This is a genomic window from Ancylobacter mangrovi (assembly GCF_024752355.1).
Lineage (GTDB): Bacteria > Pseudomonadota > Alphaproteobacteria > Rhizobiales > Xanthobacteraceae > Ancylobacter > Ancylobacter mangrovi.
On record NZ_JANTHZ010000011.1, the window covers coordinates 12,352 to 34,017 of the forward strand.

20 protein-coding genes are annotated in these 21,666 nt (G+C 70.9%); 10 read left to right on the top strand and 10 right to left on the bottom strand.

The window, feature by feature from the left end; all coding sequences use genetic code 11:
• Positions 1-10 precede the first annotated feature (10 nt).
• Positions 11-670 carry an amino acid ABC transporter permease gene (locus NVS89_RS19560; RefSeq protein ID WP_258734447.1) on the bottom strand — a complete coding sequence of 220 codons (660 nt, stop codon included), beginning with the start codon at positions 668-670 and terminating at the stop codon, positions 11-13.
• Between the two features lie 28 nt (positions 671-698).
• Complete coding sequence (locus NVS89_RS19565; RefSeq protein ID WP_258734448.1) at positions 699-1,553, bottom strand: transporter substrate-binding domain-containing protein; 855 nt, start codon at positions 1,551-1,553, stop codon at positions 699-701.
• A gap of 227 nt (positions 1,554-1,780) precedes the next feature.
• Between NVS89_RS19565 and NVS89_RS19570 the strand changes: the two genes are divergently transcribed.
• From NVS89_RS19570 to NVS89_RS19585, 4 genes are read left to right on the top strand one after another with little or no spacing between them, the layout of a single operon-like run.
• Entirely contained in the window at positions 1,781-2,434 is a 654-nt protein-coding gene (locus NVS89_RS19570; RefSeq protein WP_258734449.1) for a DUF1989 domain-containing protein, read from the top strand.
• Between the two features lie 10 nt (positions 2,435-2,444).
• Positions 2,445-3,596, top strand: a complete 1,152-nt coding sequence (locus NVS89_RS19575) for a RidA family protein (RefSeq protein ID WP_258734450.1) — start codon at positions 2,445-2,447, stop codon at positions 3,594-3,596.
• Positions 3,593-5,089, top strand: coding sequence for a leucyl aminopeptidase (locus tag NVS89_RS19580; RefSeq protein WP_258734451.1), 1,497 nt, complete (start codon positions 3,593-3,595; stop codon positions 5,087-5,089). Before NVS89_RS19575 ends, NVS89_RS19580 begins: the two co-directional genes overlap by 4 nt.
• Positions 5,086-5,838: an amino acid ABC transporter ATP-binding protein gene (locus NVS89_RS19585; RefSeq protein ID WP_258734452.1), complete on the top strand. Its 753-nt coding sequence runs from the start codon at positions 5,086-5,088 to the stop codon at positions 5,836-5,838. Before NVS89_RS19580 ends, NVS89_RS19585 begins: the two co-directional genes overlap by 4 nt.
• On the opposite strand, the gene NVS89_RS19590 is transcribed toward NVS89_RS19585, so the two are convergent.
• Genes NVS89_RS19590 through NVS89_RS19600 form a run of 3 tightly spaced genes read right to left on the bottom strand, consistent with a single transcriptional unit; the run spans position 5,822 to position 8,065 of the window.
• Positions 5,822-6,517, bottom strand: coding sequence for an ABC transporter permease (locus NVS89_RS19590; protein WP_258734453.1), 696 nt, complete (start codon positions 6,515-6,517; stop codon positions 5,822-5,824). The genes NVS89_RS19585 and NVS89_RS19590 overlap by 17 nt on opposite strands.
• Positions 6,518-6,520: 3 nt before the next feature.
• Entirely contained in the window at positions 6,521-7,222 is a 702-nt protein-coding gene (locus NVS89_RS19595; RefSeq protein ID WP_258734454.1) for an ABC transporter permease, read from the bottom strand.
• 30 nt (positions 7,223-7,252) lie between these two features.
• The gene (locus tag NVS89_RS19600; RefSeq protein ID WP_258734455.1) at positions 7,253-8,065 is read right to left on the bottom strand and encodes a transporter substrate-binding domain-containing protein; all 813 of its coding nucleotides are present in this window, start codon (positions 8,063-8,065) and stop codon (positions 7,253-7,255) included.
• Between the two features lie 171 nt (positions 8,066-8,236).
• Between NVS89_RS19600 and NVS89_RS19605 the strand changes: the two genes are divergently transcribed.
• The gene (locus tag NVS89_RS19605) at positions 8,237-9,139 is read left to right on the top strand and encodes a LysR family transcriptional regulator (RefSeq protein WP_258734456.1); all 903 of its coding nucleotides are present in this window, start codon (positions 8,237-8,239) and stop codon (positions 9,137-9,139) included.
• A gap of 26 nt (positions 9,140-9,165) precedes the next feature.
• On the opposite strand, the gene NVS89_RS19610 is transcribed toward NVS89_RS19605, so the two are convergent.
• On the bottom strand, positions 9,166-10,065 hold the full coding sequence (locus tag NVS89_RS19610) for a sugar phosphate isomerase/epimerase family protein (protein WP_258734457.1): 900 nt from the start codon (positions 10,063-10,065) through the stop codon (positions 9,166-9,168).
• A gap of 146 nt (positions 10,066-10,211) precedes the next feature.
• The gene (locus NVS89_RS19615) at positions 10,212-11,174 is read right to left on the bottom strand and encodes a LysR family transcriptional regulator (RefSeq protein WP_258734458.1); all 963 of its coding nucleotides are present in this window, start codon (positions 11,172-11,174) and stop codon (positions 10,212-10,214) included.
• A gap of 149 nt (positions 11,175-11,323) precedes the next feature.
• Here NVS89_RS19615 and NVS89_RS19620 point away from each other — a divergent pair, with 149 nt between their 5' ends.
• The 5 genes from NVS89_RS19620 to NVS89_RS19640 are packed head-to-tail and all read left to right on the top strand — an operon-like array spanning position 11,324 to position 17,849.
• On the top strand, positions 11,324-13,693 hold the full coding sequence (locus NVS89_RS19620; protein WP_258734459.1) for a xanthine dehydrogenase family protein molybdopterin-binding subunit: 2,370 nt from the start codon (positions 11,324-11,326) through the stop codon (positions 13,691-13,693).
• Positions 13,690-15,387: an FAD-binding protein gene (locus NVS89_RS19625; protein WP_258734460.1), complete on the top strand. Its 1,698-nt coding sequence runs from the start codon at positions 13,690-13,692 to the stop codon at positions 15,385-15,387. Before NVS89_RS19620 ends, NVS89_RS19625 begins: the two co-directional genes overlap by 4 nt.
• Positions 15,384-15,725 carry a 2Fe-2S iron-sulfur cluster-binding protein gene (locus NVS89_RS19630; protein WP_258734461.1) on the top strand — a complete coding sequence of 114 codons (342 nt, stop codon included), beginning with the start codon at positions 15,384-15,386 and terminating at the stop codon, positions 15,723-15,725. The genes NVS89_RS19625 and NVS89_RS19630 overlap by 4 nt, the downstream gene beginning before the upstream one ends.
• A 25-nt stretch (positions 15,726-15,750) precedes the next feature.
• Entirely contained in the window at positions 15,751-16,620 is an 870-nt protein-coding gene (locus tag NVS89_RS19635; RefSeq protein ID WP_258734462.1) for an FAD binding domain-containing protein, read from the top strand.
• On the top strand, positions 16,617-17,849 hold the full coding sequence (locus tag NVS89_RS19640) for a xanthine dehydrogenase family Fe-S subunit (protein WP_258734463.1): 1,233 nt from the start codon (positions 16,617-16,619) through the stop codon (positions 17,847-17,849). Before NVS89_RS19635 ends, NVS89_RS19640 begins: the two co-directional genes overlap by 4 nt.
• 14 nt (positions 17,850-17,863) lie before the next feature.
• Here the strand turns inward: NVS89_RS19640 and NVS89_RS19645 are convergent, their stop codons facing one another.
• From NVS89_RS19645 to bamA, 3 genes are all read right to left on the bottom strand, one after another.
• Complete coding sequence (locus tag NVS89_RS19645; RefSeq protein WP_258734464.1) at positions 17,864-18,343, bottom strand: cupin domain-containing protein; 480 nt, start codon at positions 18,341-18,343, stop codon at positions 17,864-17,866.
• Between the two features lie 49 nt (positions 18,344-18,392).
• Positions 18,393-19,904: an FAD-dependent monooxygenase gene (locus tag NVS89_RS19650; protein ID WP_258734465.1), complete on the bottom strand. Its 1,512-nt coding sequence runs from the start codon at positions 19,902-19,904 to the stop codon at positions 18,393-18,395.
• Positions 19,905-20,428: 524 nt separating this feature from the next.
• On the bottom strand, positions 20,429-21,666 hold a 1,238-nt coding region (gene bamA / locus NVS89_RS19655), incomplete at its 5' end, for an outer membrane protein assembly factor BamA (RefSeq protein WP_258734466.1).

The following is a 21,666-nucleotide window of genomic DNA, read 5'->3' on the forward strand; positions in this document are numbered from 1 at the left end:
TCCGCATCGCTCAGACCCGCCGCGCCGCCAGCCGGCGCTCGACGAGCCCCGCGCCGAGGCTCACGCTGGCATTGATGGCGACATAGAGCAGCGCCACCGCGCTCAGCGTCTCGAACGGGCGGAAATTGCCGGCATAGATCTGCTGGCCGGTGCGGAACAGCTCGACCACCGTAATGACGGAGAGCAGGGCCGTCGCCTTGACGAGGATGGTGAACTCGCCGATCAGGCTCGGCAGGATCGCGGCGTAGAGCTGGGGTAGCACGACCCGCAGCCAGATCGCCGCCGGACGCAGGCCGAGCGCCACGGCTGCCTCGATGGCGCCGGGGTTGAGCGTCGCCAGCCCGCCGCGCATCATCTCGCTGACGAAGACCGCGCTGTTGAGCGACAGGGCGAGGATGCCCGCGCTCATCGGCCCGAGGTCGATCCCGACCGCCGGCAGGACGTAGTAGAAGACGAAGATCTGCACCAGCAGCGGCGTGCCGATCACCACGCTCATCAGCACCGCGACCGCCGCGTTGACGGGCCGCCACTTGCAGGCCCGCAGGATGGTGAGCGCGGTGCCGCCCAGCAGGCCGAGCAGCGTCGCCGCCAGCGCGATCTCGACCGTGAGCAGCGCGGCCGGCAGCAGCCGTGGCAGGGCCTGCAGCAGAAACGCCGGATCGAAGGTCATGCCATCCTCGCCGGACCGGCCGAGCGGCTCAGACCGCGCCCGGCGGCAGGTAGCCGCTGTCGGGGATCGGCATGCGGAAGCCGAACCACTTGTCCTGGAACGCGTAGAGCTTGCCGCTGTCGCGAAGCTGCCGGATCACGCCGGAGATGTAGTCGCGCAGGTCCTTGTCCTCCGGCCGCGTGACCCAGCCCATATAGCTGATCGTCTCGCTGGCCGGGCCGGCGAGCGCGAATACGCCCGGCTGCTGCTTGATGAGCACGGCGGCGTTGGGAAGGCTCTGCACCACCACGTCCACCTCGCCATTGGCGAGGGCGAGATAGGTCTCGGGGAAGCTCGGATAGAGCTTGAGGTCGGAAAAGCCCTTGCCGCCGGCCTTCTTCAGCTTGGCGTTGGTGGCACGGGCGGCCTGCTCGGTGGTGGTACCGAGCTGGGTGCCCACCACCTTGCCGTTGAGGTCGGCGCCGGAGGAGATGCTGGCATCGCCCGCGCGCTTGATGAAATAGGGGGTGCTCTCGGCGATCGGCAGGGTGAAGGCGTATTTCTTCGCCCGCTCCTCGTTGATGCCGACCGAGGTCGCCACGAAGTCGAACTTGCCGGCCAGCACGCCGGGCAGGATGCCCTGGAACGGCACGTCGAGCTGGTTGAGCTCGACGTCGAGATCGGCCACCACGACGTTGAGGATGTCCTTGCCGTAGCCGACGATCTTGCCGTCCTCGACGAACTCGAAGGGCGGGAACGCCGCCTCGGTGCCGACGGTCAGCTTCTTGGTGCGGCGGATCCGCTCCAGCGTGGTCTCGGCAAAGGCGGGCGCCGTGCCGAGCGCCGCGACGGCAGCGCCGCCGAGCAGGGTCAGGCCGAAGGCACGACGGGTGAGGGACATCATCTCGAGGGCTCCAGGGCAGCGGCGTGGGGAGAGGACGGAAGCGACGCTAGCGCCGTTCAACGAGCGCGAGAAAGCATCAAAAACGCACAATTGCGATGCCTCAAAGGCTCCGGCGTCGTGGTGGGTGCGGTGCTTTCCGGGCATCGAAGCGGGACCAAATTGATGCTTCCCCGCGCCCGCCCCGCCGGGCACTAGTGCCGGACAGCGTGACGCAGGAGGCCGTGCCCATGACCGCACCCGACAACTCTCCGGACCGGGGACCCGTGCGGACGGGCGAGGCGCGTCTCGACGAGGTTCTGCCGCCGCGCGCGCGGATCGGCTTCGCGATGGACCAGGGCGAGGTGCTGCGCATCACCGATCTGGAAGGCCAGCAGGTCGCCGACCTGGTCTGCTTCAACCGGCACAACACCGCCGAGAAGCTCTCGGTCCACGTCACCATGATGGACCAGGGCTCGATCTACATGGTGAAGGGCAAGAGCCTGCTCTCCAACGACTGCAACAGCCTGATGACGCTGACCGAGGACACGTGCGGGCGCCACGACCTGCTGGCGGGCTCGTGCAACGAGGGGGCGAACTTCAAGCGCTACGGCCTGCATCACACCCCGAACTGCCGCTGCAACCTTGAGGTCGCGCTCGCGCCCTTCGGCCTGCCGCTGCGCGAAATCCCCTACAGCTTCAACATCTTCATGAATGTCGACCTGAAGCCAGACGGGGCGATCCGCACCGTCGAGCCGCTCTCGAAGGCCGGCGACTTCGTGGAGCTGCGCGCCGACATGGACCTGATCGTCGGCATCTCCAACTGCCCGTCCGACCAGGGTCCGTGCAACGGCTACAAGCTCACCCCGCTACGCGTCGAGGTGCTGCGGGCACCGGAGGGGTGAGGCGGGGCCGATGGTCGAGACACGCTCCTTCCCGTTCGCCGTACGCGGCGCCGAAAGCCTCGCGGTGCGGGCCGGCGGGCTCGTCGTCACTGGCGGCCTCGCCGCTGCCCCCGGCGGAGACCCGCTCGCACCCGCGCAGGCGATGCTGGAGGCGCTGGGCAGCGACCTGCCCGCCGCCGCGAGGCTGAAGGCCTATCTCGCCGACATCCGCTCCGCCCAGGCCTTGCGCGCGCGCCTGCCGGCCTTTCCCGCCGCCACCTCGGCTGTCGGGGCGATGCTGCCCGACGGCGTCGACGCACTGGTCGAGCTGATCGCCGGCGCGGATGAACCGCCGGTGCGGCACTCCTCGCCGGGCGGCCCGGGTGTCACGCAGCTCGGCGGGCTCCTGTTCTGCGACGGCGCGCACTTCGATCCTTCGAGCGGCGCGGAGGAAGCGGGTGATCTGCGCGCGCAGGCGCGGCAGGTGCTGGGCGGCATACTGGGCGCGCTGGCGCCGCTCGGCGCGGGCGCGGGCGATCTGGTGAAGGTCAACAACACCGCCGCCCGCTGGCACAATTACGGCTTCTACAACGAGGTCTACAACGAGCTTCTCGCCGGCGCGAACGCCGCGCGCTGCTCGGTCGGCGGGGTGCTGGAGCAGCCGCTCGCGCTGGTCGAGGTGGACGCGGTGGCGGCGAGCGGCGGCGGGCTGCGCTTCGTCGATTCCACCATGAGCGGCGTCGGCCGCACCAGCTTCAGCTATCGCGACGACACCGTCTATCTGCCGGAACTCGGCCCCTGCAAGGGACCCCACGCCCATGGCGCGCGGGCGGGCGATGTCGTGTTCATCGCCGGCGAATGCCCCTATGACGCGCAGGACCGGCTGGTCGGCCCGGGCGACATCGCCGCGCAGACCCGCCAGACCCTGCGCAATGTCGAGCTCTCGCTCGAGGCGCTGGGCGCTGGCCTGTCGGACGTGGTGCGCACCAATGTCACGCTCTCGGACATGCGGCTGTTCGAGGGTTTCGATGCCGCCTATGCCGCCGCTTTCGCCGGCCCCTACCCGGCCCGCACCGTGGTCGGCGCGCCGCTCGGCCAGTACGGAATCCTGGTCGAGATCGAGGCCATCGCCGTGATCGGCGCCGGCCTCGAAGGTGTGTTCCTGACCGGGGAGCCGGCATGAGCGCGCTCACCGTGGTCACGACGCCGGCGGCGCAGACCGCCTGCGACGCGCTGATCCTGCCGCTTGCCGCCAACCACAAGCCGCTCGACCCGTCGCTCGCCCGTGTCGTCGCGGCGGAGGACGTTCCCGGCCGGCCGGGCGAGGCCGTCGTCATCGCGACCCTCGGCCTGCTGCCGGCGGCGCGGCTGGTGCTCGCCGGCCTCGGCGCCGGACCGGTCATGCCGGAGGAGGCGCGCCGGGCCGCCGGCGCCGCTGTGAAGGCTCTGCGCGGGCGCGAGGTGAGCCGGATCGTCATCGACACCGCCGGCCTCCCGGAACTCGACGGGGACGGCTTCGCGCGCGTCGTGCAGGCGCTGGTCGAGGGCGCGCTCTCGGCCGACTACGAATTCGCCCGCTACCGCACGGAGGAACCCGGCCGTGCGCGGATCGCGCATCTCGCCGTCGCCGTTTCCACCGAGCGGCAGGCGCAGGCGGAACCGGCGCTGCGCCGCGCCGGCGCGGTGGCCGATGCCGTGAACGCCGCCCGCGACCTCTGCAACGAGCCGCCCAACCGGCTGACACCCGCCGCCTTCGCCGCCTGCATCGAGACGCTCGGCGCCGATCCGCGCCTGAGCGTGAGCGTGCTCGGCCGCGCGGCGATGGAGGAGCTGGGCATGGGCGCGCTGCTCGCCGTGGCGCAGGGCTCGCGCCACGAGCCCCGCTTCGTGCGCGCCGACTACCGGCCGGCGGAGGCGCCGAACCTCGATGCGCCGCTCGTCCTCGTCGGCAAGTCGGTGACTTTCGACACCGGCGGCATCTCGCTCAAGCCCGCGCTCGACATGGAACGGCAGAAGGCCGACATGGGCGGCGGCGCGGCGGTGTTCGGCGCGCTCACCGCGGCGCTGGCGCTCGACCTTCCGCTCGCCGTCATCGGCCTGTTCCCGATCGTCGAGAACATGCCGGGCGGCGGCGCCACGCGACCGGGCGACGTGGTGCGCACCCTCTCCGGCCGGACGGTGGAAATCCTCAATACCGACGCCGAGGGCCGGCTCATCCTCGCCGACGCGCTGCACTATGCGCGCTCGCTGAATCCCCGCGCCATCATCGACCTCGCGACGCTGACCGGAGCGAGCTCGATCGTGTTCGGCCCGGTCGGCATCGGCCTGTTCGCGAGCGACCCGGCGCTGGCCGCGGCGTTCCAGCAGGCGGAGGCGACGGCGGGCGAGCGGGTCTGGCCCCTTCCGCTGTGGCCGGAGTACCGTGAGCTGCTGCGCAGCCGGATCGCGGACCTGCGCAACATCTCGACCACGATCCAGCAGGGCAGCATGATGACGGCGGCATCCTTCCTGCGGGCCTTTGTCGGCGACGAGCCGTGGGCCCATCTCGACATCTACAACACCGCCTGGAACGAGGCCGAGCATCCGCATCTGCCGAAGGGGCCGACCGCGAGCGGCACCCGCCTGCTCGCCCAGTTCCTGATCGACGAGGCGCAGCGCGCCGGCGCGCCCGCATGAGGCAGTTCGCTCCCGGCATGCCGGTGATCGAGATGTCGGGCGTGCACCTCGCCCTCGGCGCGGCGGAGATCCTGCGCGGCATCGACCTCGTGGTCGGCTGCGGCGAGCGCGTCGCCATCATCGGCCCCTCGGGCTCGGGCAAGTCGAGCCTGATCCGCTGCATGAACGCGCTGGCGCGTCCCCGCGCGGGGCGCGTCACCGTGCTCGGCGAGGACTTGGCCACCCCGGCCGGGCTGAAGGAGTGCCGGCGACGCACCGACATGATCTTCCAGTCCTTCAATCTCTATTCGCAGATGACGGTGCTGGAGAACGTGATGCTGGCGCCGCGCCACCTCCTCGGCCTGCCGGCAGCGGCGGCGCGGGCGCGCGCGCTCGAACATCTCGCGGCGATGGAGATGGACGGCTTCGCCGCGCGCTACCCGTTCGAGCTCTCCGGCGGCCAGCAGCAGCGCGTGGCGCTCGCCCGCGCGCTCGCCAAGGCGCCGGACATCCTGCTGCTCGACGAGCCGACCTCGGCCCTCGACCCGGAGCTGGTGCGCAGCGTGATGGCGGCCATCGTCACCGCCACTGCGCGCGGCATCACCACCGTGACCGTCACGCATGAGATCGGCTTCGCGCGCGAGCACGCCCACCGGCTGGTGTTCCTGTGCGAAGGACGGGTGGTGGAGCAGGGCCCGCCGGAGGACATGCTGGCGCGGCCGAAGAGCCCCCGCCTCGCCGGCTTCCTGAAGGCTAGCGCGCGCGCCTGAGCTGCGGCGTGGCGTGCCATTCCACCAGCCGCACGAAGCGCGAGACCGCGAACACGGCGGCGAGATAAACCAGCGCCGCGAACACCAGCGGCGGCACCAGTTCGAAGGTGCGGAAATAGACCTGGTTCGCCGCGCCCATCAGGTCGCGCACGGTGATGAAGCTCACCACCGCCGTGCCCTTCAGCACGAACACCGCCTCGTTGCCGAAGCTGCGTATGCCCAGCCGCACCGCGTGCGGCGCGACGATGAAGCGAAACACCTGCGGGCGCGAGAAGCCCGCCGCCCGCGCCGCCTCGACCTCGTTCGCCGGCACGTTGCGCAGCGCGCCGGCGATGATGTGGGTCTGGAACCCGGCCGAGTTCAGCGACAGCGCGATCACCGCCACCGTGAACGGGTCGCGCAGCAGGAACCACAGCACGCTCTGGCGGATGCCCGGCACCTGCGGCAGGCCGTAATAGACCAGGAACAGCACCACCAGCAGCGGCGCGCCGCGAAAGAACAGCACGAATCCATGGCCGAGGCCGCGCAGCGCGCGGTTGCGGGCGTTGCGCGCGAAGGCGAAGGGCAGCGCGATCAGGAAGCCGATCGGCAGCGTCAGCACGAACAGCAGCAGCGTCGTGCGCGCGCCTTCCAGGAGCAGCGGCAGATAGGGCCCGAGGCCGGCAACGAGATCGGGCATGCCTCAGGCGCCCAGGAATTTCGAGGCGCGCCGCTCGATCCGCCCCTCGACCAGCCAGATCGCGGCGGCGAGGACGAGATAGACCGCGAGCGCCGCGAGATAGAAGGTCAGGTAGTGCTTCGTGTTCTTGCCGGCGTCGCCCGCCACCCGCAGCAGGTCCTCCAGGCCGACCGCGGCCACCAGCGGCGTCGCCTTGAGCGTCACCACCACGAGGTTCATCAGCCCCGGCAGGGCGAAGCGCAGCGCCAGCGGCAGCTTCACCGTGACGAAGGTCGGCAGCGGGCGCAGGCCGAGCGCGGCGGCCGCCTCCAGCGGGCCCGCAGGCACGGCGGCGAAGGCGCCGCGGAACACTTCCGAGCAATAGGCGCCGTGCACCATGCCGATCGCCAGCACCCCGGCCCAGAACGCGTCGATCGCCACGAAGCCGTCGACGCCGAACGGGGCGAGCAGCGCCTGCAGCGCGAAGGAGAAGCCGTAATAGACCGCGAAGATGACCAGCAGCTCCGGCAGGCTGCGCATCACCACCTCGTAGCCGCCCACCAGCCGCGCCGCGGTGCGCCGGCGCGAGGTGGCGACCAGCGCCCCGCCGAGGCCGAGCGCGGTGCCGAGAACCACCGAGGCGGCGGCGAGGGCGAGGGTGACGAGAAGCCCCCGCGCCAGCGCATCACCCCAGCCCGAGCCGAAGGCCAGAAGGGACAGGTCCATCGTGTCTCCCCGACCCGCTCGGTCGGGCCGTCACTTCCAGAGCGGCTCGGCGCTCACATCCACGCCCGGCTTGAAGTAGCGCGCGGCGATCTCCTTGAACGTGCCGTCCGCATAGACGGCGCGGATGGCGTCGTTGACCTTGTCGCGCAGCGCGGTCTCGTCCTTGCGGAACATGGCGCCGGCGCCGCGCCCGAGGAGCGGGTCGCTGTAGCTCGGGCCGAACCATGCATAGCCCGCGCCCTCCGGGGAGGCGAGGAACACGCTCACCGGAAGCTGCGCGTTGAAGCCGTAGTCGATGCGGCCGGCCTCGAGGTCGGCATTCACCTGGTCGAGATTGTCGTAGCCGCGCACATCGACCTTATCACCCCATTTTTCCTTGATGAAGCGCTCGCCGGTGGAGCCGGACAGCACGCCCACGCTCTTGCCGTCGAGGCCCGCCGGCAGGGTCACGGCGCTGCCCTTCGGCCCGTAGAAGCGGAACTGGTCGGTGATGTAGGGGATCGAGAACAGCCCGACCTTCGCCCGCTCGTCGTTGATCGACATGTAGGAGAAGATGAAGTCGTACTTCTTCGCCTGCAGCGCCGGGATCATGCCGGAGAAGTCCTGCTTCACCCAGGTGCATTCGAGCCCGGCATGCTTGCAGATGGCGTTGCCGAGGTCGATCTCGAAGCCGGTGAAGCTGCCGTCGGCCTCAGTCTGGTTGAAGGGCGGGAAGGCGCCCTCGGTGGCGATCGTCACCTTCTCGGGCGCAGCCGCGTGGCTCACCCCCGGAAGGCTCGCGCCCAGCGCCGCGACGATCATGCAGATGCTCGAGGCGCGACCGATCAGGCCGGACAGATTCATCGTCAGCTCCTTGCTTCAACCAGCTTGGGAAAGATGGCGGCCGAAGCGGATCAGGCGCCTTCCCGTTCATCTGTACGCCCTAGGCTCCCGCATTATACTGCCGCTTGAGAAGCACAGATTTGGAAGCATAGTGGTGCCTTTCCGGCACCGTTCAGGGAAGCCTCGCGCCGCATGCTGCACTCGCGCCTGATCCGCTACATCGACGAGGTCGCCCGCGCCGGCTCGATCCGCCAGGCGGCGGAGAAGCTCAACGTCGCCTCCACCGCCATCAACCGGCAGATCATCGCCTTCGAGGAGGAGCTCGGCCTGCCGATCTTCGAGCGGCTGCCGCGCGGCGTGCGGCTGACCACGGCCGGCGAGATCCTGGTCGAGCACATACGCAACACCATGAAGGACCACAGCCGCGCGATGCTGCGCATCGGCGACGTGAAGACGCTTCGGCGCACCAAGATCACGGTGGCGACGCTGGAGGCGCTGACCGCCGACGTGCTGGCCCATGTGGTGAGCGAGTTCCAGCAGACCTATCCGCTCACCAAGATCATCGTGCGGGCCATGCCGGCGGACGCCATCGTCACCGTGGTTGCGGGCGGGGACGCGGATTTCGGCGTCGGCTTCGACTTTCCCTCCGAGACCGGCCTCACCGTCCATGCCCGGGTGTCGTGCAGCCTCGGCGCGGTGGTGCGCCCTTCACACCCGCTCGCGACGCGCGCCAGCGTGCGGCTGAGCAACTGCCTCGACTACCCCTTCGTGCTGCCGGCCGAGGACCTGACCCTGCGCCAGCTTTTCGACCGCATGGCGCGCAAGGCGCGGGTGTCGATCGAGCCGCTGATGGAGACCAACTCGATCGACCTGCTCAAGCGCAACGTGATGCTGGCGGACGTGGTGACGGTGCTCACCCGCGCCGATGTCGAGCTGGAGCGGCTGCGCGGCGGGCTCGCCTTCGTGCCGTTCCGCGACTCCGATGTCGGCGCCCAGACGCTGACCATCGTCCACCGCAACAGCGCCCGCTTCGATGCGGTGACGATGCACTTCGCCGAGAAGCTCGCCGAGCTGGCGCACCAGATCGGCGACTGACGCCGGGACGGCGACGGCCCGCCTTCTCAGGCCCGCGCCGGTGCGCTCGGCCGGGCATGGGCGGCCTGGAGCTGCGCCCGCGTATAGGCGATCGCCTGCCGCGCCAGCACTTCGCCGTCGGCCCACAGGTTGCGCCAGATGGCGAGGTCGGCCGAGAGCTGCTCGGCGACCACGGCGGAGGAGAAGGATTCGAAGGTGATCGGCCCCGCATAGCCGATATCGGCGAGGCCGTGGAAGAAGCCGGTGAAGTCGATATGGCCCGAGCCCAGCGGGCCGCGATGGTTCTCGCCTATATGCACATAACCGAGCCGGTCGCCGACCAGGTGCAGCGGGCGGACGAAATCGTCCTCCTCGATGTTCATGTGATAGGTGTCGAGGTGGATCATCACATTGTCGGCGCCGATCTCGTCGGCCAGCGCCAGCGCTTCGGCGGCGGTGTTCATGACGTGGGTCTCGTAGCGGTTCACCACTTCGAGGCCGAGCGTGACGCCGAGCCCCGCCGCCTCGCCGGCGAGGTCGCGCAGCACCGACACCGCATTGGCGCGCCCGCGCGCGCTCACCGGCCGCGAATATTTGCCGAGCGCGCTGAACAGCGCCCCGGTGAGGATATCGCCGCCAAGCGCCGCCGTCTTCTCGATCGAGGAGCGTAACAGCCGCACGCCGCGCTCCACCACCGCCGGGTCCTCGTTCGAGATGTCCGCCTCGAAGGAGAGGCCGCGCGAGCAGGCGACCTTGAGCGAGGCCCCCTCGATGGTGGCGCGCGCATGGGCGACCTCGAAGCTGTCGAGCCCGTGCAGCGACAGTTCGAGCAGGTCGTAGCCGGCCTCGACCGTGCGCTGCACTGCGAATTCGATCGACTCCGGGGACGTGTCGCCGACCCAGACGAGCGCGTGCACGCCGAGCGGGTTGGTCATGGAATCGGTCATGGTCGGGAACTCCTCTTCTGCTCGCAGCGCTGCCGAAACGGCCGGGCCGCCGCCGTCCTGCACAGGCGCAGGGCCACCGGCCGGCCATCGGGACGCCGCCCCTTTTCCGCGATTCGCCACCTGTCGGCGACGCGGGTCGCGGGAGGCTATGCCGCGCCGGCGCCGGCGGGAAGTTGGCCTTTAAGCGGTGCCTGCCCCTCGCCGCCGGTCGCGGTGGCGGCCATCAGATGGGCACGCGCCACCTCCGCGATGCGCGGCAGCTTGTGGTCGCGCAACATGGCGACCCCGGCCATCAGCGGCGGCACGTCGTCGACGATGGCGAGGCGTCGCACCGCCCGCCCGTCCACCGCGCGGTCGTTGCGGAACGGCGTGTTGAACAGCGTGTAGCCGAGCCCGTTGGCGACCATGGAGCGCGCCATTTCCGGCGACTGGGTGCGATAGGCGACCCGTGGCGAGCGGCCGGACGACCAGAACACCTGGCGGAAATATTCGGCACTGTGGGGAAGATCGAGCAGGATCATCGGCTCGTCCGCCAGCTCCGCGATGGACACCGCCGCGCGCTTCGCCAGCGCGTGGCCGGGCGGCACCAGGGCGTAGACCGGGCACGCCATGAGCGGGGCGAAGGCGATCGAGCCGGGTATGCCGAGGTCGAACATCACGGCGAGCTCCAGCGCACCGCCATGCAGTTCCTCGATCAGCCCGAGATGGTCGCGCTCGTGGCAGTTCAGCTCGGCTTTCGGATGCGCGGCGGTGAAGCCGGCCATGAGCGCGGGCATCACCACCGGCGCCAGGGTGAGGATGCAACCGATCTCCGCCGTGCCCACCACCTCGTCGGAAAGTTCCAGCGCGAAATGGTCGAACCGCTCGGCCTCCTTCAGCAGGTTGCGCGCGGCCGCGACCAGCCGCCGCCCGGCCGGGGTCAGCGCCAGCCCGCGCGCCTGGTGACGCACGAACAGCGTCACGCCGAACCTGTCCTCGAGCTGGCCGATGGCGATGGAGAGCGAGGGCTGCGAGACCCGCAGCCCCTGCGCCGCCGCGGTGATGCTGCCCTTGTCCGCCACGCTCACGAGGTAGCGCAGATGCTTCAGCGTGTAGTGCGCGCGGCTCATCGGACGCCTCTCCGGGACCGGCCGGAGCCGATCTTTAAGAATAGCTATGACCCGGATTAGTTTTATATCTTTCTCATATAATCAAGCGCGCTGTTAGCCTCCCTTCATGAGGAGCCCTTTGCCGGGGCTCCGCTTGGCGAGAGGTGGCGGTGGGCGTCGGAAGCGAAGTCTCGAAGGTCCGTGACGTCCCGCAGGGCCGGGGCATAGGCGCCCGGCTGGCGCGCAAGGAGGACGAGCGCTTCCTGCACGGGCGCGGGCGCTACATCGCCGATCTGCGCTTCGCCAATCTGCGCGAGGTCGCCTTCGTCCGCAGCCCGGTCGCCCATGCCCGGCTGACGCGCGTGCACGTGCCCGAGCACCTGCGTGCCAGCGTCTTCCTCGCGAGCGACCTGTCGGACGTCAGCCCGATCCGCGCCGTCTCTCCCCTGCCCGGCTTCTTCCCCACCGAGCAGCCGCCGCTGGTGGTCGACCGCATCCGGCAGGTGGGCGAACTCGTCGCCATGTGCGTCGCCGACACGCGCGCGGAAGCCGAGGACATCGCCGCCCAGGTGCGGCTCGACTACGAAGAGCTGCCGGCCGTCGTCGACATGCTGGAGGCGCAGCAGCCCGGCGCCGCGCAGGTGCACGACGGCATGGCGAACAACGTCTATGTCCGCGTCGCCTTCGAGGGCGACATGGCCGACATCGCCGCGAACGCCCCGGTGCGCGTGCGCCGCCAGGTCCGCACCTCACGCCAGGTGATGTCGCCGATCGAGTGCCGCGGCTTCGTCGCCGAGTGGGACACCCGCACCTCCCAGCTCGTTCTGCACGGCGCCACCCAGTTCCCGCACGTTGTGCGCAACGGCCTCGCCCGCGTGCTCGGCATCCCCGAACTGCAGATCCGCGTCATCTCGCCCGATGTCGGCGGCGGCTTCGGCTACAAGGCGATCCTCGGCGCGGAGGAGGTCTGCCTCTCCTGGCTCGCCATGCGCTGCGGCCATCCGGTACGCTGGCTCGAGGACCGGCGCGAGCAGCTCGTCGCCAACGCCAATTGCCGCGAGCACGCCTACGACATGACCGCCTATGCGGATGCCGAAGGCCGGCTGCTCGGCTTCGAGGCCGAGTGCGCGGTCGATACCGGCGCCTATTCCGCCTATCCCTTCACCTCGGCGATCGAGGCCTCGCAGGTCTCGGCCATCCTGCCGGGGCCCTACCACATCCCGGCCTATCGCTGCAGTACGGCGGCCATCGCCACCAACAAGTGCCCGAACCTGCCCTATCGCGGCGTGGCGCGGCCGGGCTGCTGCTTCGCCATGGAGGTGATGATCGACGCCGTCGCCCGCACGGTCGGGCGCACCCCCGAGGCGGTGCGCTACGCCAATCTCGTGCGCCCCGAGCAGATGCCCTACGACAACGCCTCCGACAAGCATTTCGACAGCGGCGACTATCCCGCGCTGCTGCGCATGGCGCTCGAGGCGATCGACGTCGAAGCGGTGCGCGCGCGCCAGGCGGCGGGCGAGCCGGACGGGCGGCGCATCGGCATCGGCATGGCGATCTTCTCCGAGCAGACCGCCCACGGCATGACCGCCGACGGCACCCGCCGCACTCTCTACGAACAGGCCTTCGCCCGCATCACGCCCGACGGGCGGCTGGAGGTGCGGGTCGGCATCCAGACCATCGGCCAGGGGCTGGAGACGACGCTGGCGCAGGTCGCCTGCTCCTATCTCGGCATCGACCCGGACCGGGTACAGGTCAAGCTCGGCGATACCGAGCTCTCGCCCTATTCGAGCGGTGCCTGGGGCTCGCGCGGCATGGTCTGGGTCGGCGGCGCGGTGGCCGCCGCCTGCGACGACCTCGCCTCCCGCGTCATGGCGATCGGCGCCGCGCTCCTTCAGACCACGCCGGACCAGGTGACGCTGGCGGAAGGGCGCGTTGCCTCCGCCGCCGGCTCGGTGTCGCTGGAGGATATCGCCCGCGCCTACTATCTCGCCCCGGCCGACCTGCCGCCCGACATCGACCATCACGGGCTGGAGGTCACCTCCGGCCACGCCCCCGCCTGCCTCACCGGCATCCACACCGGCTCTGCCCATGCCTGCGTCGTCGCGGTCGACCCGCAGACCGGGCAGGTGGAGATCCTCGACTACGTGGTCAGCGAGGATGCCGGCGTGGTGGTCAACCCGATGGTGGTGGACGGCCAGATCATCGGCGGCACCGCGCAGGGCATCGGCACCGCGCTGTTCGAGGAGATGCCGTTCTCGCCCGAGGGCCAGCCGCTGGCGACCACGCTCGCCGACTACCTGCTGCCCGGCTCGGCCGAAGTGCCCAATGTGCGCGTGCTGCACATGGAGACGCCCTCGCCCTACACTTCCTTCGGCCAGAAGGGGGTGGGCGAAGGCGGCGCCATCGGCCCCGGCGGGGCGATCGCCAACGCGGTCAACGACGCGCTGGCCCCGCTCGGCGTCGAGATGCTGAAGCTTCCGATGACGCCGCGCCGCATCGTCGAGGCGCTCGCCGCCGCCCGGCGCGGAGACGCCCGATGAGCGCGGAGGCCGGCGAGACGCTGCATTTCGACACCGACGTGCTGGTGGTCGGCGGCGGCGGCGCGGGCATGTATGCCGCGCTCTCGGCCGCGGCGGACGGCGCCCGGGTGATCCTGCTCGACAAGAACGTGGTCGGGCGCGGCGGCGCCACCATCATGGCGCAGATGACCTGCGCCTCGGCGCTGGGCGAGGCCGAGCCGGACGGGCCGCAGGCGCATCTCGCCGACACGCTCGAGGCCGGCCGGGGCCTGTGCGACGAGACGCTGGCCGGCATCGTCTGCGAGGGCAGCCCGACGCGCATCCGCGAACTCGGCGCGTGGCGGGTGAACTGGGCCCGCGACGAGGAGGGCCGCATCGCCCAGGTGCTGGCGCCCGGCCACAGCCGCCGGCGCTGCGTCTATGTCGACTTCCTCTCCACCGGCACCGCGATCTCCGCCGCGCTGCGCCGCGAGACCGGCCGCAACGCCGCCGTGCGTCGGCTCTCCAACGTCACCGTCACCGACCTCGTGGTCAGCGATGGCGAGGTGACAGGCGCGGTCGGCTTCGACATTGCGGGCGGGGCGAGCGTGACCATCCGCGCCGGCGCCACCGTGCTCTGCCTCGGCGGCATGGCGAAGCTCTACCGCCGCACCACCGCGCCGGCCAACTCCGCCGGCGAGGGTCTCGGCCTCGCACTGAGGGCCGGGGCGCGGCTGGTCGACATCGAGTTCCTGCAGTTCTACCCCAACGGCCATCTCGCCCCGCGCATGGTCGGGCTCGACCCCACCACCTGGGAGCCGACCCGGGTCAAGCTCGGCGGCCGGCTGCTCAACAGCGAGGGCGAGGAGTTCCTCGCCCGCTACGGCGAGGGCGGCGAGGGCTACAACACCACGCGCGACCTGCTCACCCACGCCATCTACCGCGAGGTGGCGGAAGGGCGCGGCACGCCCAATGGCGGCGTCTACCTCTCCTTCCAGCACATCGCGCCCGAGCGGCTGAAGGCGGCGCTCGGCCCGTTCATCGACATCTTCGCGTCCAACAACATCGACATCTCCAAGCAGCCGGTCGAGATCTTCCCCATCGCCCACTACCAGATGGGCGGCATCGTGGTGACGCCGGACCTCGCCACCGACGTGCCCGGCCTCTACGCCGCCGGCGAGATCGTCGGCGGGGCGAACGGGGCGAACCGGCTGTCCGGCAACGCGCTGCCCGAGGCGCTGGTGTTCGGCGAGCGGGCCGGCCGCTCGGCGGCCGCGCATGCCCGGGCGCGCACCGGCACCGCCTGGGACGAGAAGGCCGCCGCGCCCCATCTCGCGCGCCTGCGCGAACGCCGCGCCGCGCGTCCCGGCGGGCCGCCGCCGGTGGCGCTGCTGGGCGAACTGCGCTCGCTGATGTGGGAGAAGGTCGGCGCCTTCCGCAACGAGGCCGACCTCGAGGCGGCGCTCCGGCGTATCCGGCAGATGCAGGCCGACGACCTGCCGGCTCTGTCGGTGGGCGATCACAAGGTCCACAACACCGACCTCGTGGAGTGGTTCGAGCTGCGCGGCGGGCTGGTGGCGGCCGAGGCGCTGACCCTCGCCGCCCTGCGCCGCCGCGAGAGCCGCGGCGCGCACCAGCGCGACGACTTCCCCGACACCGACCCCGCCCTCACCCGCAACCAGTTCCTCCGCCTCGACGGCGGCGCGCTGGTTTCGAGCTTCGGAGCCGCGCCATGACCGCGCCCCCGACGAAGACCGCGCGGCTCGAGATCTGGCGCGGCACCGACCGCGCGGACGGCCGCTTCGAAATTCACGAGGTGGCGTTCCAGGACGGCGATTCCGTCCTCGACGGCCTCATCCGCCTGCGCAGCGAGGGGCTGAGCGACCTCGCCTTCCGCTATTCCTGCTTCAACGCCAATGTCTGCAAGGAATGCACGATGCTGATCGACGGGCGGGTCGAATATGCCTGCATCGCCCGCCTCACCGAGACGCTCACCCGGCTGGAGCCGATGCCGAAGATGGCGGTGCTGCGCGATCTCGTCACCGATACGCTGACGCCGAGGGAGAAGCCGTGAGACGCCTTTCGCGCTGGGTTAGGCCATGAAGCCGGCCGTCTTCGACTATGCCCGCCCCGGCACGCTGGTGGAAGCCGCGCGCCTGCTCGCCGATACCGGTGCCGGTGCCAAGGCGATGGCCGGCTCGCAGTCGCTGGGTCCGATGATGAATCTGCGCCTCGCCCGGCCCGGACGCGTGGTCGACCTCACCGCCATCCCCGCCCTGCGGGCCGTCACCCGGCGGGCGGACGCGCTGGTGATCGGCGCCTGCGTCACCCATGCCGACATCGAGGACGGCCGGGTGGAGGACGTCACCGCCGGGCTGCTGCCGCATGTGGCGGGCCGCATCGCCTACCGCGCGGTGCGCAATCGCGGCACGCTCGGCGGCAGCCTCGCCCATGCCGATCCGGCCGCCGACTGGCTGACCGCGCTCTCCCTCGTCGGCGCCGTCGCCGAGCTGCGCTCACCGCGCGGCGGGCGCGAGGTCGCCGTGAGCGAGCTGATGGTCGCCTCCTTCACCACCGTGCTGGAGCCGGACGAGATCATCGCCGCGATCCGGGTGCCGGTCGCCGGCGCGGGCGCGCGCTGGGGCTGGACCAAGCTTTCCTCCAAGGTGGGCGAGTTCGCCCACGGCCTCGCCGGCGTGTTCGCCGATCCCGGGCGCGGCACCTTCCGCGCCGCCATCGGGGCGCTCGACACCGCGCCGATCGTGATCGACGACGCCGCGCCGCTTTTCGGCGGCCCGTTCGGCGAGCGGTTGGACCAGCGGCTGGACGAGGCCGCGCTCGACCGCCGGCTCGATGAGCGCGACGTGGTGGACGACTATGTGCGCGCCATGGCCCGGGTCGCGCTGGCACGCGCCGCCGCGCAGGCGAGCGCACGGCAGGCGAGCGCAGGCGAAGGAGAGCGGGCATGAGAACCGTCGCCCTCAGCGTCAACGGGCGCCCGGCCGCCGCGCCGGTGGCGGCCCGCACCAGCCTCGCCGACTATCTGCGCGAGACACTGTCGCTGACCGGCACCCATGTCGGCTGCGAGCACGGCGTGTGCGGCGCCTGCACCGTGCTGATCGACGGCGTGCCGGCGCGCTCCTGCATCACCTTCGCCGCTGCCTGCGAGGGCGCCAGCGTCACCACCATCGAGGGGCTGGAGACGGACCCGGTCACGGACGCGCTCCGCGCCGCCTTCTCGCGCCATCACGGCCTGCAATGCGGCTTCTGCACCCCGGCCATGCTGGTCACGGCGCGCGACATCGTCACCCGCCTGCCCGACGCGGACGAGGCGCGCATCCGCGCCGAGCTGAGCGGCAATCTGTGCCGCTGCACCGGCTATGTCGGCATCGTCGCGGCGATCCGTGAGGTGCTGGCCGCGCCGCCCGCCGCGCCCGCGCCAGTTGAGCGCGCGCTCGGCCCGGTCGGCGCGCGCACGCCCGAGCCCCGCACCGGGCCGGAGGCGCCGTCCGCGCAGCTCGCACAGCCCGCGCCGTCCGGCGTCGCCGTGGAGGAGAGCGACACCGACGGCGCGGCCGACATCGCCGCGCAGGACTGGGATCAGGTGATGAAGGACGGCACGCGTCTCGCCCAGTCCTTCACCGTCGCCTTCCCACCCTCGACCGTCTGGCGCTTCTTCGCCGATGCCGGGCGGGTGGCGGGCTGCATGCCCGGCGCGCGGGTGAGCGCGCTCGGCGTGACGGACGGCAGGCGGCAGAGCGTGCGCGGCGAGGTGCGGGTCAAGCTCGGCCCGATCGTCGGCGCCTTCGGTGGGGTGGCCGAGATCGAGACCGACGAGGCCGCCATGAGCGGCACCGTGCGCGGCCTCGGGCGCGACGCCAACAGCGATTCGCGCGCCCGCGTGGTGATCCGCTACGACGTCGCCGACGCGGGTTCCGGCACGCCGGGCGGCACGCGGGTGGATGTCACCCTCGCCTTCCTGTTGTCCGGCACGCTGGCGCAGATCGGCCGCTCGGGGCTGGTGCGCGACGTCGCCGACCACGTCACCCGCCAGTTCGTCCGCAACCTCGAGGCGGCCCTCTCCGGCACCCCCGCCGCCGCGCCCGACGAGGGTGTGCTCGATGCCGGCGCCGCTGCCCGCTCGGTGCTCGGCGCGCGCCTGCTGCGCTTCTTCCGCCGGCTGTTCGGGCGCGGCTGACAGGCCGCGCGGGGTCAGGTCGGCTGCTCGTTGCGGTTCAGCGGCGGGCCGAGGAACTCCACCTGCCAACGCGCGCCGAAGGCGTTCAGCGCGTCGCGGTCCGGTATGCCGTCACGCATTATGCCGGAGAGCTCGGTGAAGAAGGCGGTCGCGTCGAGCGCGGGGGCGATCAGGATGTACTGGCGCGCCGGCGCGTCGGTCACGTTGACGAAGCCGTGCGCCGCGCCGCCGGGAATGCTCACCACGTCGCCCGCCTCGGCGAAGAAGCGCCGACCGTCCACCTCGTAGAGATAGCGCCCCTCGATCACCCGGAAGATCTCCGCCTCGCGGTGCCGGTGGCGCGGCGGCCCGGCGCCGGGGGCGTTGACAGTCTCGATGAAACAGAATTCGCCCCCGCTCGCCGCGGGCGGCAGGCGCACGAACAGGTCGAGCCCGATGGCGGGAACCTTGATCGGCGGCTCCGTTCCCGGAGAGTGGAGAAAGCTGACGCTCATGGATGTGTCCTCGATGACGGATGCATGCGAAGCCGACGGCGGATGGGCTTCAGGGCGATGGGCTTGCGGCGGCCGGCGGGCGCGCGCCGAGCGCCTCCATGTAGCGGGCGACGCGCTCCCACTCGCCGTCGGCGACCGCCATGGCGAGATAGCCGTCCGGCCGCACCAGCTCGATTCCGCCCGCAGCCGGGTTCGGCCGGACCGCCGGATCGACCGGGCCCTCGAACAGCCCCGCCGGCGGCGGCCCCGCCCCCTCGCCCGCGCGCAGCGTGAAGAGCGGCGTGTCGCCGGCGCCATAGGGCGCTTCGTCCTCGCGCGGGGCCACGCGCGCGCCGGCCCGCGCCCCCGCCTGCCAGGAGACGCCGTTGAGCGGGCTGTCCTCATAGCCGATCGAGGTCTCGGTGAGGTTGCCCTCCAGCACATGCTGCACCGGCGGCAGGCCGAGCGCGAAGTGCATCACCGCGTTGCGTATGTGCCGGGCGAGCGGGTTCTTCAGCGTGGCGAGGCGGGTGAGCCGGCCGGAGGTCGCGATCACCTGCGCGCCGACCGCGCGGCGCTCGGGATCGTAGCTGTCGAGCAGCACCGGCGCGGTGCACAGGCCGCGATGCACCAGGGCGAACTTCCAGGCGAGGTTGATGGCGTCCTGCATGCCGGTGTTCATGCCCTGCCCGCCGGCCGGGCTGTGCACATGCGCCGCGTCGCCGGCGAGAAACACCCGCCCCGCCCGGTAATGGGCGACCTGGCGCTCGTTGATGCGGAAGGCGGAGGTCCAGATCGCGTCGCGCAGCACGATGCCGCCGGGCCCGCGCCGGTCCAGCAGGGTCTGGAAGGTCTCCACCGGCGGCGGCGCGGCGCGGCTCGAGGCCTCGTCCGAGGCGCCGAGTCCGACGATCATCCGGTAGCGGTCCGGCCCCATCGGAAACAGCACCAGCGGCCCTTCCTCGTGCCAGTAGGTGGCGAATTCGTTGACCGGGAACGGCACGCCGGCCATGTGGAAATCGCCCTGCGCCCAGTCGCTGCCGAGCGTGTCGCCCTCGAAGGGCAGGCCGAGGTGGTGGCGGACCACGCTGTGGGCGCCGTCGCAGGCGATCATCCAGCCATGACGCACGCTCTCGCCGCGCCCGTCGGCATGGCGCAGCGTGGCGCTCACCGCCTCCCCGTCGGCGTCGAAGCCCTCGAGTTCGACGCCGAGCTCGGCGCTGACCCCGAGCGCCTCCAGATGGCGCACCAGCACCCGCTCGGTCTCGCTCTGCGGCAGCATCAGCACGAAGGGATAGGGCGTGGCGACGTCCTTGAGCTCGACGCGGGCGATCGGCTCGTCGCCGGCAAGGATGTTGGCGACGGTGACCCTGTTGCCGAGCCCGACCAGCTCGTCCGAGAGCCCGCCCCCGGCACGCGCGAACAGCTCCAGCGTGCGCGGCCACAGCGCCACCGCGCGCGAAGTGTTCGCCCGCGCCGTCATCGCGTCGACGAGGCGCACCGGCACCCGGTAGCGGGCGAGCTCGAGCGCCATGGTCAGCCCGACCGGCCCGGCGCCGACGATGAGGACACTGTCGGCCATGGGGTGATCCTTCGGCTCGCGCGCTATCGGCCGGTGCCGCGAGGGAGCGGCGGACGAAGATGCACCGGCGCTGCTGCGGGCCGGCGCGCTGCCAGCCTATCCCCGCCATCCCCGCCACGCCAGTACGCGCCGAAGGGGCGGTGCTGAGGCAGAGGCGGGAGGTGGCGCCGAACGGACGGCCCGTGCCGCGGCGAGCTTGATCTCACCCCAGGCCGGCGGAATCCGATAAGCGCCGAAGTCGTAGAGCTTCGGGGCGAGCCCGCTATGCTCGGCCTCGGGAGCCGCCGCAACAGACGGCAGCGCCGGCGTGCCGTAGGCCATTCCCGCATGCCTGCCCCCGACGTCGCGCGATCGCGGGATTTCGTCCGTTCTCCCGCAGTTCACCGCCGTTCCGACACCGCTGTCCTCGGCACACAAATCGGAGCGATCAAAACCCGCCCATGATGGCGAGGTCAGAAAACGAGTTGCTATCAGGGCAAGCGGCGGCCCGAGTTTCACAGTCGTTTTTTTACAACTGCGTTCATCTAGAATTTTGTGCCGCCGCTAAACCGGAAGGCCTGCGTCTGGTCGTAATCCTCCTTGGTGAGGACCCAGGCATAGTCGAAGCGCAGCGGACCGAAGGGCGACTGCCAGATCAGGCTGACGCCGACCGAGGAACGGATGGAGTCGCTGTCGGCCACGCAGACATTGGCGTAACCCTTCGTCTTCGACCCCTGTATCGCGCTGCAGTCCGTCAGACTGTCTTCCCACCCGCTGATATTGGTGAAGGTCGTGTTGCCCTCGTACCCCCAGAGCGAGCCCGCATCCGCGAACAAGGCCATCTTCAGATTGACCTCCTTCGGCATGAAGGACAGCGGGAACTGCAGCTCCGCGCTTGTGCCCCAGTAGAGCGTGCCGCCCAGCGCGTCCGGATCGGAGCCGTCGCTTCCCGAAGCAAGGTCGCGCGGGCCGATGCCGTTGGATTCGAAGCCGCGCACCAGGTCTGGGCCCTTGAAGAAGTTGTCCAGGATGCGCAGGTCCTCGCCGCCCCAGGAGGAGATGTTGCCCGCCTGGCCGCGCAGCATGAAGACAGCGTCGCCATAGACCGGCATGTACCAGCGCGAGTCGAAGGTCGACCGGACGTAGTTGACATCACCCCCGACGCCCGCGAAGTCCTGCTTCAACTCGAGCAGGTAACCGCCGGTCGGATTGAGATTGTTGTCGAGCATGTTGTAGGTCAGCGTGTAGCCGACCAGCGAGGTGATGTAGGCCTCGTTGTTGATCTCGAGCAGCGCCCATGACGGCGTGCCGTAATCCTCGATCGTGTCCTCGTCGATCGTGATCTCTTTTTGGTAGAGGCTGTAGCGCAGACCCAGCGTCAGCTCGTCGGTGAGCGGCAGGGAGACGCGCAGCGTACCGCCTGCCATCGACGAGTCGTAAGGGCTGTAACTCGTCGCTTCGGTCTCTTTCCAATAAAGGTCGAAGCCGGCGGCGATGCGGTAGTCGAGGAAGTAGGGTTCGGTAAAACTGAAGTCCAGTCCCTGCGTATCTTCCCCCAGTGAGCCCGCGAGGCGGACATACTGGCCGCGGCCGAGGAAGTTCTTCTCCGAGACCGATACCTCACCGATGAAGCCATCGGTGGTCGAGTAGCCGCCGGAGACCGAGAACTCGCCGGTCGGCTGGTCCTCGACCGTGACCACCAGGATCACCCGGTCCGGCGCCGTGCCCGGCTCGTTGGTGATCTTCACGTCCTTGAAGTAGCCGAGGTTGCGCAGCCGCCGCT